This is a genomic window from Pseudomonas sp. Z1-29 (genome assembly GCF_051131995.1).
Classification (GTDB): domain Bacteria; phylum Pseudomonadota; class Gammaproteobacteria; order Pseudomonadales; family Pseudomonadaceae; genus Aquipseudomonas.
The window spans coordinates 1,421,006-1,436,271 of record NZ_CP071645.1; the positions used below are offsets into that span (position 1 = coordinate 1,421,006).

At 61.0% G+C, this 15,266-nt stretch carries 13 protein-coding genes; 7 read left to right on the forward strand and 6 right to left on the reverse strand.

Translation table 11 applies throughout. The features are described from left to right. Positions 1-71: 71 nt before the first annotated feature. From dinG to pdxH, 4 genes are all read left to right on the forward strand, one after another. The gene (gene dinG / locus J3P84_RS06715; RefSeq protein ID WP_434601660.1) at positions 72-2,216 is read left to right on the forward strand and encodes an ATP-dependent DNA helicase DinG; all 2,145 of its coding nucleotides are present in this window, start codon (positions 72-74) and stop codon (positions 2,214-2,216) included. A gap of 174 nt (positions 2,217-2,390) precedes the next feature. Next, positions 2,391-3,536 carry a serine hydrolase domain-containing protein gene (locus J3P84_RS06720; protein ID WP_434572239.1) on the forward strand — a complete coding sequence of 382 codons (1,146 nt, stop codon included), beginning with the start codon at positions 2,391-2,393 and terminating at the stop codon, positions 3,534-3,536. Between the two features lie 118 nt (positions 3,537-3,654). Further along, entirely contained in the window at positions 3,655-4,761 is a 1,107-nt protein-coding gene (locus J3P84_RS06725) for an OmpA family protein (RefSeq protein ID WP_434628841.1), read from the forward strand. A 24-nt stretch (positions 4,762-4,785) separates the two neighbouring features. Then, positions 4,786-5,433, forward strand: a complete 648-nt coding sequence (gene pdxH / locus J3P84_RS06730; RefSeq protein ID WP_434628843.1) for a pyridoxamine 5'-phosphate oxidase — start codon at positions 4,786-4,788, stop codon at positions 5,431-5,433. Here pdxH and J3P84_RS06735 read toward each other — a convergent pair. Beyond that, complete coding sequence (locus J3P84_RS06735; RefSeq protein WP_434572245.1) at positions 5,381-5,665, reverse strand: hypothetical protein; 285 nt, start codon at positions 5,663-5,665, stop codon at positions 5,381-5,383. The two genes, pdxH and J3P84_RS06735, sit on opposite strands and share 53 nt — an antisense overlap. 172 nt (positions 5,666-5,837) lie before the next feature. Here J3P84_RS06735 and J3P84_RS06740 point away from each other — a divergent pair, with 172 nt between their 5' ends. Next, on the forward strand, positions 5,838-6,302 hold the full coding sequence (locus J3P84_RS06740) for a glycine zipper 2TM domain-containing protein (protein ID WP_003184697.1): 465 nt from the start codon (positions 5,838-5,840) through the stop codon (positions 6,300-6,302). A gap of 367 nt (positions 6,303-6,669) precedes the next feature. On the opposite strand, the gene J3P84_RS06745 is transcribed toward J3P84_RS06740, so the two are convergent. Then, the gene (locus J3P84_RS06745) at positions 6,670-7,632 is read right to left on the reverse strand and encodes an IS110 family transposase (RefSeq protein ID WP_434624197.1); all 963 of its coding nucleotides are present in this window, start codon (positions 7,630-7,632) and stop codon (positions 6,670-6,672) included. A 580-nt stretch (positions 7,633-8,212) separates the two neighbouring features. Between J3P84_RS06745 and J3P84_RS06750 the strand changes: the two genes are divergently transcribed. Beyond that, entirely contained in the window at positions 8,213-9,337 is a 1,125-nt protein-coding gene (locus J3P84_RS06750) for an IS481 family transposase (protein ID WP_434628845.1), read from the forward strand. Between the two features lie 159 nt (positions 9,338-9,496). Here the strand turns inward: J3P84_RS06750 and nhaA are convergent, their stop codons facing one another. Then, entirely contained in the window at positions 9,497-10,684 is a 1,188-nt protein-coding gene (gene nhaA, locus J3P84_RS06755; RefSeq protein WP_434628847.1) for a Na+/H+ antiporter NhaA, read from the reverse strand. A 266-nt stretch (positions 10,685-10,950) separates the two neighbouring features. Between nhaA and J3P84_RS06760 the strand changes: the two genes are divergently transcribed. Continuing rightward, positions 10,951-12,045 (forward strand): PLP-dependent cysteine synthase family protein, encoded by a 1,095-nt coding sequence (locus tag J3P84_RS06760; RefSeq protein ID WP_434628849.1) that lies wholly within the window; start codon positions 10,951-10,953, stop codon positions 12,043-12,045. A gap of 121 nt (positions 12,046-12,166) precedes the next feature. On the opposite strand, the gene J3P84_RS06765 is transcribed toward J3P84_RS06760, so the two are convergent. The 3 genes from J3P84_RS06765 to J3P84_RS06775 form a co-directional block, all read right to left on the reverse strand. After that, positions 12,167-13,780, reverse strand: a complete 1,614-nt coding sequence (locus J3P84_RS06765; protein WP_434628851.1) for an NAD(P)/FAD-dependent oxidoreductase — start codon at positions 13,778-13,780, stop codon at positions 12,167-12,169. A 110-nt stretch (positions 13,781-13,890) separates the two neighbouring features. After that, positions 13,891-14,565, reverse strand: a complete 675-nt coding sequence (locus J3P84_RS06770) for a COG3650 family protein (RefSeq protein WP_434631177.1) — start codon at positions 14,563-14,565, stop codon at positions 13,891-13,893. Between the two features lie 59 nt (positions 14,566-14,624). Beyond that, entirely contained in the window at positions 14,625-15,224 is a 600-nt protein-coding gene (locus tag J3P84_RS06775; RefSeq protein WP_434572253.1) for a short chain dehydrogenase, read from the reverse strand. Between the last annotated feature and the right edge of the window lie 42 nt (positions 15,225-15,266).

The window sequence follows — 15,266 nt, forward strand, 5'->3', positions numbered from 1 at the left end:
TTAGCGGGGTATGATAGCCGCCGATCCGAACCACTGAAAATTTATCCAGCGTTTTTTGCGCCCGACCATTCATGATCAGCACCGAACTCAAAACCACGATCCAGGGCGCCTATTCGCGTTTTCTCGAAGCCAAGAGCCTCAAGCCGCGATATGGCCAGCGCCTGATGATTGCCGAAGTGGCAAAAGTCCTGGGTGACATCGACACCGACGACGAAGGCCGGCGCAGCGGCGAGCCTGCCGTCGTCGCGGTGGAGGCCGGCACCGGTACCGGCAAGACCGTGGCCTACAGCCTGGCGGCGATCCCCACCGCCAAGGCCGCCGGCAAGCGCCTGGTGATCGCCACGGCCACCGTCGCCCTGCAGGAACAGATCGTCTACAAGGACCTTCCCGACCTGATGCGCAACAGCGGGCTGAATTTCAGTTTCGCGCTTGCCAAGGGGCGGGGGCGCTACATGTGCCTGTCCAAACTCGACATGCTGCTGCAGGAAGGCCACGCGCAGACCGCCACTGCCCAGCTGTTCGAGGAAGAAGGTTTCAAGATCGAGGTCGACGAGGCCAGCCAGAAGCTGTTCACCAGCATGATCGAAAAGCTCGCCGGCAATAAGTGGGACGGCGACCGCGACAGCTGGTCCACTGCCCTGGAAGACGCTGACTGGTCGCGCCTGACCACCGACCACAGCCAATGCACCAATCGCCATTGCCCGAACTTCGGCCAGTGCGCTTTCTACAAGGCTCGCGAAGGCATGGGCAAGGTCGACGTGATCGTCACCAACCACGATATGGTCCTGGCCGACCTGGCCCTGGGCGGCGGCGCCGTGCTGCCGGACCCGCGCGACACGATCTATGTGTTCGACGAAGGTCATCACCTGCCGGACAAGGCCATCGGCCATTTCGCCCATTACACCCGGCTGCGCTCAACCGCCGACTGGCTGGAAACCACTGCCAAGAATCTTACCAAACTGCTCGCCCAGCATCCGTTGCCCGGCGACCTGGGCAAGTTCATCGAGCAGGTGCCGGAGCTGGCGCGGGAGATCAAGACGAACCAGCAGTTCATGTTCACCGCCTGCGAGCAGGTGGCCGACTTCAAGCCCGGCGAAGATGTCGAGGGCCGCGAGCGGCCACGCCATCGGTTTGTCGGCGGGGTGATCCCCGAGCATATGCGCGAGATGGGCATCGAACTCAAGAAGGGCTTCGCGCGCCTGACCGACCTGTTCACGCGCCTGACCGATCTGCTCAAGGAAGGCATGGATGGCGAGGTCAATATCGGCATCGCCAGCAACCAGGCCGAGGAGTGGTATCCATTGTTCGGCAGCTTGCTGTCCCGCTCTCAGGGCAACTGGGAGCTGTGGACCGCGTTCACCACCGAAGACCCGGAAGACAACCCGCCGATGGCGCGTTGGCTGACGCTGGCCGAGAGCGGCTCGCTGTTCGACATCGAGGTCAATGCCAGTCCGATCCTGGCGGCGGACATGCTGCGGCGCAACCTGTGGAACGTCGCCTACGGCGCGCTGGTAACCTCCGCCACGCTGACGGCCTTGGGCACTTTCGACCGTTTCCGCATGCGCGCCGGCCTGCCGAAAAAAGCCGTGACCGCCGTGGTCCCGAGCCCCTTCCACCATGCCGACGCCGGCGTGCTACGCGTGCCGGACCTCAAGGCCGATCCGCGCGATGCCGCCGCCCACACTGCCGCGATCATTCGCGAGCTGCCTGCGCTGGTGGAAGGTTCGCGCGGCACCCTGGTGCTGTTTTCCTCGCGCAAACAGATGCAGGACGTCTTTGACGGCCTCGATCGTGACTGGCGCAAGCAGGTGTTCATCCAGGGCAACCTGTCGAAGCAGGAAACCTTGAACAAGCACAAGGCCCGGGTCGATGGCGGCGATTCCAGCGTGCTGTTCGGCCTGGCGAGCTTTGCCGAAGGCGTCGATTTGCCGGGGGCCTATTGCGAACACGTGGTGATCGCCAAGATTCCATTCTCGGTGCCGGACGATCCGGTGGAAGCCGCGTTGGCCGAATGGATCGAAGCCCGTGGCGGCAACCCCTTCATGGAGATATCCGTGCCGGATGCCTCGCTGAAGCTGGTCCAGGCCTGTGGCCGCTTGCTGCGTACCGAGGAAGACCGCGGCACCATCACCCTGCTCGATCGCCGGCTGGTGACCCAACGCTACGGCAAGGCGATCCTCAACGCGCTGCCGCCGTTTCGGCGGGAGATTTCCTAGTTTCAACAGGCGTAGGAGTTGGTTGTGGCGAGGGGATAAATCCCCTCGCCACAGATTCATTCCCTGCCTCAGTGGTGAAATCAACCAGCCGTCCAGACACGGTTCCCAAAAGCCCCAATCGCTGAAACAATGCCAGCCATTGACAAAAAAGCTTTTGTTCCAAGGGAGTTACGGGTGCAAATTCAAGGTCATTACGAGCTTCAGTTCGAGGCCGTGCGTGAAGCGTTTGCGGCGCTGTTCGACAATTCCCAGGAGCGCGGCGCGGCGTTATGCATTCAGGTGAGCGGCCGCACCGTCGTCGACATCTGGGCCGGCACCGCCGACAAGGATGGTCATGAAGCCTGGCACAGCGACACCATCGCCAATCTGTTTTCCTGCACCAAGACATTCGCCGCCGTAACTGCCTTGCAACTGGTAGCAGAGGGCAAGCTGCAGCTCGATGCGCCGGTCGCCCGCTACTGGCCCGAGTTCGCGGCCGCCGGCAAGGAGTCCGTCACCCTGCGGCAATTGCTCTGCCATCAGGCCGGACTACCGGCGCTGAGAGAGTTGATGGCGCCTGAAGCACTTTATGACTGGCAGGCCATGACCGATGCCCTGGCGGCTGAAACGCCTTGGTGGACGCCTGGCGAGGGCCACGGTTATGCCGCGATCACCTACGGCTGGTTGATCGGCGAGTTGCTGCGCAGGGCCGATGGCCGAGGGCCGGGTGAGTCCATCGTGGCTCGGGTCGCCAGACCGCTGGGGCTGGATTTTCATGTCGGCCTGGCGGACGAAGAATTTCATCGCGTGGCGCATATCGCCCGTGGCAAAGGCAACGCCGGAGATGCGGCGGCACAGCGCCTGTTGCAGGTGACGATGCGTGAACCTTCGGCCATGACCACCCGGGCCTTCACCAACCCGCCATCGATCATGACCAGTACCAACAAACCCGAGTGGCGCCGCATGCAGCAACCGGCCGCCAACGGCCACGGCAATGCCCGGAGCATCGCCGGGTTCTACGCCGGTCTGCTCGACGGCAGCCTGCTGGAAGGCGAAATGCTCGACGAACTGACCCGCCAGCACAGCTTCGGCGAGGACAAGACTTTATTGACCCAGACCCGTTTCGGCCTGGGTTGCATGCTCGACCAGGCGGATGTGCCCAACGCGACCTACGGCCTCGGGCCGCGGGCGTTTGGTCACCCTGGGGCAGGGGGCTCCATCGGTTTTGCCGATCCCGAGCATGACGTTGCGTTCGGTTTCGTGACCAACACATTGGGACCTTACGTCCTGATGGACCCGCGCGCGCAGAATCTCGCGCGGGTGCTTGCCACTTGTCTGTAAAAAGTGGTTGTCGGTAATGCATACAGGAACCTCGGCTCCTTTGCGGTTTCCAAGCGTCTGTTTATGCGGCCGGAACATGGCCTTTGTTTTTTCATCCTGATCATTTTGTGGATATCCAATGTCATCGAATAAAACCCTCGCTCTGGCGCTGTGCTTCGCTATTACCGGTTGCGCACAAAACCCACAAAATGATGCCGAGGGCGGCGGTGGCTGGTGGCCGTTCGGCTCGTCCGACAAGGTTGCGAGCAAGGATGCGGCGCCACAGGCTCCTTTGAAACCCGCCGCCGCGGCACCGCAGGCCAAGGCCGAGGGAGCCACGCACTGGTGGTGGCCGTTCTCTTCGGATGAATCCGCCGCGGATGATGTCGCCAAAAAAGAACCGCTGAAACCTGAAGCCAAGGCGCCAGCCGTGGCCAAGGCCGAAGCCGAAAGCAACGGCAAATGGTGGTGGCCGTTCGGCGGCAAGGAACAGGAGACCGCCAAGGCGGTGCCGATGCCCGATCCGAAAGTCACCCAGGCCTGGCTCGACGACTATGAGCCGAAGCTGCGTACGGCGATCAAGGACAGCAAGCTCGAACTCGAACGTCGCGATAACGTGCTGGTGGTTACCGCTCCCGCGGACGGTTCGTTCAACCCTGATCGTCCGGCCATGCTGCTGCCGGTGACACTCGGTCCGTTCACTCGCGTCGCCAAGATTCTTGAAGCCGATCCGAAAACCGCCGTACTGATCCTCGGTCACGCCGATACGTCGGGCGCGGCGCCGGCCAACCTGAAGCTCAGCCAGGAACGTGCTCAATCGGTGGCGGCGATTTTCCGTCTCAGCGGTTTGCAGCGTGATCGCCTGATGCTGCGTGGCATGGGCTCGGTGGCTCCGCGTGCGGCCAATGACAGCGTTGAAGGCCGGGCCTTGAACCGTCGCGTCGAGTTGCTGGTTACGCCAGCGAACACCATGGTTGCATTGCTGAGCAAGTACAACATGCCGGCCCCTGCGCCAGTAACCATGGTAGCTGCCCAGGACGTGAAACCCGCCGCGCCGGCCCCGGCCCCGGCGACGAAAAAGGCTGCCGCTCCGGCTGCCAAGAAAGCAGCGGCCAAGAAGGCTCCGGCGAAGGCACCCGCGAAGAAGACCCCGGCCAAGAAGGCTACGCCCGCGAAGAAGCCCGAGCCGGCCAAGGCCGCTGCCGACGGCAAGAAAGTCGCTGCCGCCGATACCGCCAAACAGTGATTGGCTGACCACAAGGAACGCGCCATGACCCAAACCCTGGCTGATATGCGCCGTGACTACACCCGCGATGGCCTGACCGAGGCGCAAGCCCCAGCCGAGCCGTTCGCCTTGTTTCACCAATGGTTTGCCGAGGCGGTGAAAACCGAACAGGCACCGGTGGAAGCCAACGCCATGACCCTGGCGACGGTGGACGCAGACGGCAGGCCTCACTGCCGGATCCTGCTGCTCAAGGGGCTCGATGCCGAGGGCTTCACGTTCTTCACCAACTACGACAGCGCCAAGGGCCAGCAACTGGCCGCGAGTCCGTTCGCGGCCATGACGTTTTTCTGGCCGACGCTGGAGCGCCAGGTGCGCATCGAAGGCAAGGTCCTGAAGGTCACCCCACAAGAGTCGGACGCTTATTACCAGGTACGGCCGCTGGGCAGCCGTCTCGGTGCCTGGGCCTCACCTCAGAGCCGGGTGATCGCCGGGCGGGATGAGCTGGAAGACTTGCTCAAGGCCACTGAGCAACGCTTCAGCGACAGCCAACCCCATTGCCCCGAGCATTGGGGCGGCTATCGCCTGTTGCCCGAGCGCATCGAATTCTGGCAAGGCCGCCCGAGCCGTCTGCACGATCGCCTCAACTATCGCCTGCAAGGCGCGGACTGGATTCGCGAGCGTCTGGCGCCCTGACGTCGGAGTAACCTGCCGCAGCGGCCTGGAGCCAGTGCGGCAGGTCCCGACGCTTGATCCCTTGTTCGCGGGCGAGGGCCAGTTGTTGCAGCATGTAGTCTCGCTTCCGTCCATCCTGCCCCGCCAACGACAAGGCCAGGTCGCGGTCCATCCAGCGTTTGATACGTACGTAGAGCCATCCATGAAAGTACAGACCGGCGACGGTGGTGGCGACTATGATGAAGTAATCCATGGAAAATCCCGGTGTCGATGACGCGAACTTTCGAAATTGGCGCTACTGTTGGGTGAATTTTTCGGGTGCGCCTGTATCCCACCTGAATGAAAACAATTTTTCCCCGGCAAGGCCGTGACAGGCATCAAGCCGGGGGAGTTTAATGGATCACTGTCTTTTGGAGTTTGATGCTATGCGCAAGTCTGTTTTGCTGGTTGCTTCCTTTTCCACGATGGCGATGTTACTGACAGGCTGCCAGTCAAGCCTGACCGGTGACTCCTATTCCCGTGACGAAGCGCGTCGCGTGCAGACGATTCGCATGGGCACCATCGAGTCCCTGCGCCCGGTCAAGATCGAAGGCACCAAGACCCCGATCGGCGGCGCAGCCGGCGCGGTGGTGGGCGGTGTTGGCGGCAGCGCTATCGGTGGTGGTCGTGGCAGCATCGTGGCAGCCGTGATCGGCGCCGTGGCCGGTGGCCTGATCGGCTCCGCTACTGAAGAAGGCCTGACCCGTACCCAGGGTGTAGAGATCACTGTGCGTGAGGATGACGGCAGCATGCGTGCCTATGTCCAGCAGGTTCAGGAGAACGAAGTGTTCCGTGTAGGTGAGCGGGTGCGGATTTCGACTGTCGATGGTACGAGTCGCGTATCGCACTAAGGAGGGTTAGATCTGTCCTTGGAATACGAGATGGATCCATTGCTGCGGTAACGACGGCTTATGGTTCCGCCCTGACGGCGAGTCACTTTTTCATCCATGCCGAGGTGCCCACTGCGCAACACCTTCGCTCAGCCAGCGTGGTTAACGGGGCGACCTAGATCGACGTCCACCGCGAGGCGGCCTGATAGCCGACCTGGTTTCGGTTGGCTCGCGTTTCCCCTGTGGGGGCGAGCCTGCTCGCGAAGGCGGCGTGTCTGTCAATTAAGATGTTGAATGTGCGGCCCCCTTCGCGAGCAAGCTCGCTCCCACAGGGGTTCCCTGTATGCCGTTAGGTCTGTGTCTGTCGAAGAATCCAGTGTGGGAGATTCTATGTTGCAGGGGAACCCTGCAGCATAGAATTAGGGCGATATTCGCTCTGGTTTTTCATCAGGGCGAATGCCACCCGGCACAATTTACGGGCGAGGCTCACCAGGGCTTGGGTTCTGGCGAAACCTCTTGCCAAGCAGGACTCGTAGTAAGGTTTCCAGACAGGAGACCGGCTAGCCGCCATTGCCGCGGTGTGCGCCAAGCGTCGCAGTTCGCCATCTCCTTTCTTGCTTAGGTGCCTGGGGCTGTGTTTTTTTCCGGAATCCTTTGGCCTCAGGTCCATCCCTAAAAAGGCAATAAACGCATCGCCGCTGGCGAAGTCACCTCGCATGAAGGCTGTCGCCAGACCTGTTGCCGTCAGTTCACCCACGCCCTCAATGGCTTTGCAGCGGTTGATGTTTTCAGTAATTCCCGCCTCTTGGCTGGCCTCGCGCAATAGCTTCTGGATGGCCCGATCGCTTTGCTTGAAGGCCTCCAGTTGCTCGGTCAGGATATCCTTCAGAAGCGGTTCGCCCGACCAACTCAGCATGAGGCTGACGCGCGCTTTGATGAGTTCTGCGCGCTTGCGTAGCAGGCTCTTTAATACTTTGTAGGCCTGCGGAGGTGGGGTCCAGACGCGTAGCCGTTGCTGTTCGTTTGTCAGATAGCGCGCCAGCAAACGTGCATCGCAAGGATCGGTTTTGGCCCGCTGTCCAATGCTTTCGCGGTAGTGGGCCACCCGATAGGCATCCACAACGTAAACCCTGTGCCCCATCCCATGAGCCAGTTCAGCCGTGTCCAGGTGATAAAAGCTGGTGGCTTCTAGTGCAATCAAACTTTGCGCTGGCAACGTTTCGAGCCAACGAACAAGGGCCTTACGGTCGTTATCAACAATCTGAATGCTTTTTAGATCTTCGCGATAAGCCACGATTTCAGCCTTGGCGACATCAATACCGATAACCGCTGGGGAGGTAAGGATTGTCATCTCGAATCCTCGGAGCTAGGGTTTAGATGCTTGTCGGGGTCTACCGTAGCGCTGGCTTGCTTCTATCGTCGGTTTACCGATGAATTCCTTATCGGCGCTTTAGGTAGAAAGGGCGGGACGAGAAGTCTCCCACGGTCCGTACTGGCTAGAGTCGGAATCGAGCTTTTAGTCCCGCCCACCCCTTCAAGTCTAAACATACAAGCGAGCTTGCTCGCGATGGCGGTGGTGCGGCTACAGAAATGCTAAGCGCATGTGTTGCTGTTGCTGTTGCTGTTGCTCTGCTTTTGACTTTGATCTCGGCGCCCCATTAACCACGCTGGCCGAACGCAGGCATTGCGCAGTGGGCATCCCGGCATGGATGCCGGGATAGCCGCGCTGGGCCAGGGACGGCCCTTCGCGGCGGGCCCACGGAGCAATGCCGGAGTGAGGGCACACCGAGCCCAAGCGAGGTGCCGAGTGGTGGGGCAGAGCGTTTTTGGTTACTTTTGGGGCTCTTCTGTATGGACCGGACACATGGTTGACGGGTGTGCGGGGACATGGTGGACACTTTCCAGCGAGCTAATTTCGCCGGAAAGCCATCATGCCTTGGACTACGAGAGACACCATGAGCCTGAAAGAAGAGTTCGTTGCCTTAGCGCGGCAACCCGGCAGCAACAAACGTGAGCTGTGTCGGCGATTCGGTATCAGTCCGCAAACGGCGTACAAGTGGCTCGAACGCTACGAGGCGCAGGGGCAGTCTGGTCTGCAAGAGAAGTCCCGCAGGCCAGCGACCAGCCCCAAACTGACCGAGGCCGCTTTGGAGGCTCAAGTCATCGCACTTAGGCAGGCCCATCCGGCATGGGGCGGACGCACAATTAGCAGCCTGCTGGACAAGCGCATAGCTGCCAGCACTGTCACCAACGTCTTGCACCGACATGGCCTGATCCAACCCTCTCAGAGGGAGCAGGCCGCAACGCTGCGGTTTGAACACGACGCGCCTAATGATCTTTGGCAGATGGACTTCAAAGGGCATTTTGCGCTGCAACAAGGTCGTTGCCACCCCCTGACCCTGCTGGATGACCACTCTCGGTTCAGCCTAGCCATTCAGGCTTGTGACAACGAACGGGGAACCACAGTGAAGGAGAGGATGATCGAGGTTTTCCAGCGCTATGGCTTGCCGGCTCGTATCAACGTCGATAACGGCCCACCCTGGGGTTCGCCCCGCAATCCAGGAGAAATTACAGAACTAAGCATCTGGCTGATTCGCTTAGGAATCCGGGTCAGCTTCAGCCGTCCTCGCCATCCCCAGACCAACGGAAAGATTGAGCGTTTCCATCGCTCTCTCAAAGCGGAAGTGCTTGATGGGAGGCATTTTTCTACACTGATGGACGCTCAATCGGCCTTTGATCGATGGCGCGAAATTTATAACTTGCAGCGTCCTCATCAGGCGTTGGGCTACAAAGTGCCTATGGACCGCTATCGCACCAGTCCTTGGGCGTATCCGCAGCAACTATCCGACTTCGAATATGGTCCGGATGATGTATTGGCCAAGGTTTATCACAGTCGATTCCGCTTCCAGAAACGCTACTTCAGCATCGCCAAAGGACTGGTTGGACAGCACATCGCAATACGCCCTAACGCCGAAAGCGATGGCTTGTTTGACGTCTATTTCTGCCATCATTTTTTACGGACCTTCGACATCAACAACCCTGACTACGGCGCATAATGTGTCCACTATGTCTCCGCACGGGTGTCAACCATGTGTCCGGTCCATACAGGGCTCTTCCAAAAGTGACTCGCCGTAAGGGCGAAACCCTAAGCAGCCGTTACCGCAGCAACGGATATACACCCCATCTCATGACAAGAAGCAAAGCCCGCTGAACACTCAGGAACTCAGCTCTGACGGCTTACGACTAGCCATCGCCGTCACCCCATATCCAATCAGCGCCGCCAGGATCGACCCGGTGAGAATCCCCATCCGATCCATCCCCGCATACTCACTCACCTCCGGCACGAACGCCAGGGAGCCGACGAACAGGCTCATGGTAAAACCAATGCCACAAAGAATCGCCACGCCTAGTATCTGCCCCCAATTGGCCCCGGCAGGCAGACTGGCGATGCCGATTTTCACCGCCAGCCAGGTCAGGCTGAACACGCCGACAGTCTTGCCCAGCAACAGGCCGATTGCGATGCCCATCGGAACATGATGGGTAAAGCTCTCGACCGTGACGCCGCTCAGCGAAAGGCCAGCGTTGGCGAATGCGAACAGCGGCAAGATAATGTAGGCCACCCAAGGATGCAGCGCATGCTCAAGCGTCAGCAGGGGGGAGGTTTCAGCGTTTCTCGTGCGCAGTGGGATGCAGAATGCCAGCGTCACCCCCGCCAGCGTGGCATGCACGCCGCTCTTGAGCACACAGACCCAGAGAATCAAGCCGACCACCATGTACGGCCCGAGCTTGACCACGCCCAGCCGATTCATTGCCACCAGGGCTGCGATGCAGGCCGCGGCCAGCCCCAACGACAGGGTCGACAGATCGCCGGAGTAGAACATCGCGATGATGACGATGGCGCCCAGGTCATCAATGATCGCCAGCGTCATCAGGAACAGCTTGAGCGATACCGGTACGCGCTTGCCAAGCAAGGCCAGCACGCCGAGGGCAAAGGCAATGTCGGTAGCCGTGGGAATCGCCCAGCCAGCGAGCGCGGCGGGGTTGTCGCGATTGAGAAACCAGTAGATCAGCGCCGGCACCAGCATGCCGCCTATGGCCGCGGCCCCCGGCAGGACGATCTGCGACGGTTTCGACAGTTGCCCGTCGAGCACCTCGCGTTTGACCTCCAGGCCAATAAGCAGGAAGAACAGCGCCATCAGGCCGTCATTGATCCATAGCAACAACGGCTTGGCGATCTTCAACGCACCGACCTGGACGACCACGGGCGTGTCCAGCAGGCCGCCATACAGCCAGGACAGCGGAGAGTTGTTGATGACCAGGGCCAGCACGGCGGCGGCAATCAAGAGCAGGCCGCTGGCAGCTTCCAGCTGGAAAAACCGCGTCAGTGAGTTACGTAGAGCCAAGGTTGCTCTCCATTCATCAAATCAAAAAGATGGCACACCCTAACCCGTACTGTTTGTTGTTAAAACAAAAGTTATATTCTTTTTTGTTATATGTCGTTACAGCGCCTGCGCCGGGCATTCTGGCAGTTGCCGGGCACATTGGACCTTAGCTGTACCTGTGCGGGATGTCGTTTTTTTCCTAAGCTGGTGTCTCGTATTTCCTGAGTAGATCGTGCCCCCGGCCATCGGTCTGCCTGAAAGTCCTACCGGCCCTGCGAGAAAACACCATGAACGATCCCCGCCAATGGGCGCGTGAAGCCATCCGTATCATCGAGGCGGATTTCCAACGCAGTGCCGATACGCATCTGATCCCATTGCCGCTGGCCGGACTGCCGGGCATCGAGCTGTATTTCAAGGATGAGTCCAGCCATCCCACCGGCAGCCTCAAGCACCGACTGGCCCGCTCGCTGTTCCTGTATGCATTGTGCAATGGCTGGCTCAAGCCCGGTGCACCGGTGATCGAGGCCTCCAGCGGCTCGACGGCGATTTCCGAGGCGTATTTTGCGCGGTTGCTGGGCCTGCCTTTCATCGCGGTGATGCCTGCCACTACCTCCCGGGAAAAAATCGCCCAGATCGCCTTCTATGGTGGCCAAAGCCATCTGGTGGATGACCCTACGCAGATCTACGCCGAATCCGAACGCCTGGCCCGCGAGCATGACGGGCATTTCATCGACCAGTTCACCTACGCCGAGCGGGCCACGGACTGGCGGGCGAACAACAACATTGCCGAGTCGATTTTCCAGCAGATGCGCTTCGAGCGGCATTCGGAGCCTACCTGGCTGATCTCCAGCCCTGGCACGGGCGGTACAACGGCCACCTTGGGGCGCTACGTACGCTACCGCCAGCACAGTACCCGTGTGCTGTGTGCCGACGCCGAGCGTTCGGTATTTTTCGACTACTACCGCAGCGGCGATGCCAGCCTGCGCCTGGATTGCGGGTCGCGGATCGAAGGGATCGGTCGGCCACGGGTCGAAGCCTCGTTCCTGCCCAAGGTGATCGATGCGATGGTCAAGGTGCCGGACGCCCTGTCCCTCGCGGCCATGCACTACCTGGCCCAGCGACTGGGACGGCGGGTCGGCGGATCCAGCGGCACCAACCTGATCGGCGCGCTGATCGCCGCGAAGCGAATGGTGGAAGGCGGTGAGTCGGGGTCGATCGTGGCGATTCTGTGTGATGGCGGGGAGCGTTATGCCACGACGTATTACGATCCGGCGTGGCTCAAGGCCCAGGGGCATGAGTTGGACCCATTGATCGATGCGGTGGCGGCATGTGCGGAGCGCGGAGAAGCGCTGCCGGAGGGCGTGTTGCGGGCCAATATCTGACTGGAACACTCAGAGAACCCTGTGGGAGCGAGCCTGCTCGCGAAAGCGGATTAACATTCAATATACATGCTGAATGATTCATCGCTTTCGCGAGCAGGCTCGCTCCCACAGTGGATGGATGTCAGTCCTTCAAGCCAAGAATATCCCGCGCCACCGCTTCGGCGATCCGGATCCCGTCCACGCCCGCCGACAAGATCCCGCCGGCATAACCGGCACCTTCGCCAGCCGGGAACAGGCCTTTCACATTCAAGCTCTGCAGCGTTTCGTTGCGGGTGATGCGCAGCGGCGATGAAGTCCGGGTCTCGATGCCGGTGAGCACCGCATCATGCAGCGAATAACCACGGATCTGTTTCTCGAACGCCGGCAGCGCTTCACGGATGGCCTCGATGGCGAAATCCGGCAGAGCCAGGGCCAGGTCGCCCAGGGCAACCCCAGGCTTGTAGGACGGTTCGACGCTGCCCAGCGCCGTGGACGGCTTGCCGGCGATGAAATCACCCACCAGTTGCGCGGGGGCTTCATAGTTGCTGCCACCCAGCACGAAGGCGTGGGATTCCAGGCGCTCCTGCAACTCGATGCCCGCCAGCGGGCCACCCGGATAATCCACTTCCGGCGTGATGCCGACGACGATGCCGGAGTTGGCGTTGCGCTCGTTGCGCGAGTATTGGCTCATGCCATTGGTCACGACGCGGTTCGGCTCGGAGGTCGCCGCCACCACGGTGCCGCCCGGGCACATGCAGAAGCTGTACACCGAGCGACCATTTTTCGCGTGGTGCACCAGTTTGTAGTCGGCGGCGCCGAGTTTCGGGTGGCCGGCATACTTGCCCAGGCGTGCGCTGTCGATCAGCGATTGCGGATGCTCAATACGAAAACCCACCGAGAACGGCTTGGCTTCCATGTACACGCCACGGCTGTGGAGCATGCGGAAGGTATCCCGGGCGCTATGGCCCAGGGCGAGGATCACGTGTTTCGAACGGATCTGCTCGCCGCTGGCCAGCTCGACGCCAACCAGTTGGCCGTCCTCGATCAAAACGTCGGTAACTCGCTCGCCGAAGCGCACTTCACCGCCCAGGGCGCGAATCTGCTCTCGCATGTTTTCGACGACGCCGGTCAGACGGAACGTACCGATGTGCGGCTTGCTGACATAGAGGATTTCTTCAGGGGCCCCGGCCTTGACGAACTCATGCAGGACCTTGCGTCCAAGGAATTTCGGATCCTTGATCTGACTGTAGAGCTTGCCGTCGGAGAATGTCCCCGCGCCGCCTTCGCCGAACTGCACGTTGGACTCGGGATTGAGCACGCTTTTACGCCACAGGCCCCAGGTGTCCTTGGTGCGCTGGCGTACTTCCGGGCCGCGCTCAAGGATGATCGGCTTGAAGCCCATCTGCGCGAGCAGCATGGCGGCGAAGATGCCGCACGGCCCGAAGCCGACCACGATCGGCCGCTCGCTCAAGTCCGCCGGCGCCTGGCCAACCACCTTGTAGCTGATGTCCGGCGCTTCGTTGACATTACGGTCATCGGCGAACTTGCGCAGCACACCGGCTTCATCGCGCACCGACAGGTCGATGGTGTAGATGAAGCACAGCTCGGAGGATTTCTTGCGGGCGTCGTAGCTGCGCTTGAACAGGGTGAAGTCGAGCAGGTCATCGCTGGCGATGCCCAGCCGCTGCACGATGGCAGGGCGCAAGTCTTCTTCGGGATGGTCGATCGGCAGCTTGAGTTCGGTGATTCGTAACATGACGGGGTCCGGTTCGCGGGGCGCACAACTGCGCCAAGGCGTTCTTCAAACCCGCGATTATAAGCCGCAATCCCGGTTTTCCGTGAGGTTAAAACCCGTCATGCGTCGAATCAGTCGTCGCGCGCGCCACCAAAGTAGGCGCAACCGCGCTGGACCTGACCGTTGACCCGCAACTCGGCGCTCATGTGCTGCACGCTGCCACTGGTGCTGTCGACGCAGCGTTGCGGCGTGACCCACAACTCGACCTTCTGGCCGTTGGCCTCGGTGCCGAGGTTGAAGCGGCCATCGCCCAACTGCTCCTCGACGTAAGGCACCGCCAGCGGCGGCTGCCCTTGGCGATCCAGGACCAGGCCCTTGCCGCTGGCCTTGAGTGTCCATTCAGGGGCATGTCCCGCTGCCCGCAGAATCACCCGTTTGAAGTCAACATCATCGCAAGCGGTCCCGGAGCGTTCCAGGCGATACAGCTGCTCGACGTCCAGCTGGCTGTCGGTGCCGGCCGCCGCGCTGGAAACGATACGCCCGCGCAGATCGGCGAAGAGTTTGCCGCGATCATCCGCCAGGGTGGCGGCTTGTTGCAGCACGCTGGTGCCGCCGGTGTCGTTGACGATGTAGCGGCGCTGTTCCTGGCACGGCTGGAACACCAGTTTGCCATCGACCGCCGTGAGTTCGCCCTGCATGCGCGTCTGGCCGGCATGGGAGGCGCTCTGGCGCGGGGCGTCGAGCAACTGGCAGCCGGCGAAAAGCGCAAGCGAGGCAATACACAACAGGGAACGGGCGGCACGCATCATTGGGTCTCCAGACAAGTGCCGCCACGTTACTCAGACTGATCCTTCATCACAAGGGGTCAGCCGACGTGAAAAGTCTGCCCGGTTTGCAGGCCTTCGACGCTCTTGGCGTAGGCCAATGCCACTTCAGCCGCAGGAACCGGCTTGTAGCCGCGGAAGTACGGCGCATATTTGTCCATCGCTTCCAGCAATACGTTCGGGCTTACCGAGTTGAGCCTGAGGCCCCGGGGCAGCTCGATTGCCGCAGCGCGCACAAAACTGTCGAGGGCGCCGTTCACCAGGGCCGCCGAGGCGCCGCTCTTGATCGGGTCGTGGCTGAGTACGCCGGTGGTGAGGGTAAAGGATGCGCCGTCATTGGCGAATTCGCGGCCGATCAATACAAGATTGACCTGGCCCATCAACTTGTCTTTCAAACCGAGGGCGAAGCTTTCTTCGGTCATGTCGCCCAGCGGCGCGAAAGTGACGTTGCCCGCCGCACAAACCAAGGCATCGAAGCGGCCGGTTTTTTCGAACAGGGCGCGGATCGAGGCGCTGTCGCTGATATCCACTTGCACATCACCGCTGTGGCGGCCGATACGGACAATTTCATGACGGGGCGACAACTCGTTAGCGATGGCCGAACCGATGGTTCCGTTGGCGCCGATCAACAGGATTTTCATGGACTGATCCTCAAATGGGGTGGACGAGGTTGCAGTCTAGAG

Bases quoted from the DNA above. Each gene is read 5' to 3' on its own strand.
- J3P84_RS06745 (WP_434624197.1), bottom strand. From the start codon at position 7,632: ATGACAATCCTTACCTCCCCAGCGGTTATCGGTATTGATGTCGCCAAG.
- pdxH (WP_434628843.1), top strand. From the start codon at position 4,786: ATGACCCAAACCCTGGCTGATATGCGCCGTGACTACACCCGCGATGGC.
- J3P84_RS06740 (WP_003184697.1), top strand. From the start codon at position 5,838: ATGCGCAAGTCTGTTTTGCTGGTTGCTTCCTTTTCCACGATGGCGATG.
- J3P84_RS06735 (WP_434572245.1), bottom strand. From the start codon at position 5,665: ATGGATTACTTCATCATAGTCGCCACCACCGTCGCCGGTCTGTACTTT.
- J3P84_RS06760 (WP_434628849.1), top strand. From the start codon at position 10,951: ATGAACGATCCCCGCCAATGGGCGCGTGAAGCCATCCGTATCATCGAG.
- J3P84_RS06775 (WP_434572253.1), bottom strand. From the start codon at position 15,224: ATGAAAATCCTGTTGATCGGCGCCAACGGAACCATCGGTTCGGCCATC.
- dinG (WP_434601660.1), top strand. From the start codon at position 72: ATGATCAGCACCGAACTCAAAACCACGATCCAGGGCGCCTATTCGCGT.
- J3P84_RS06770 (WP_434631177.1), bottom strand. From the start codon at position 14,565: ATGCGTGCCGCCCGTTCCCTGTTGTGTATTGCCTCGCTTGCGCTTTTC.
- J3P84_RS06750 (WP_434628845.1), top strand. From the start codon at position 8,213: ATGCCTTGGACTACGAGAGACACCATGAGCCTGAAAGAAGAGTTCGTT.
- J3P84_RS06725 (WP_434628841.1), top strand. From the start codon at position 3,655: ATGTCATCGAATAAAACCCTCGCTCTGGCGCTGTGCTTCGCTATTACC.
- J3P84_RS06765 (WP_434628851.1), bottom strand. From the start codon at position 13,780: ATGTTACGAATCACCGAACTCAAGCTGCCGATCGACCATCCCGAAGAA.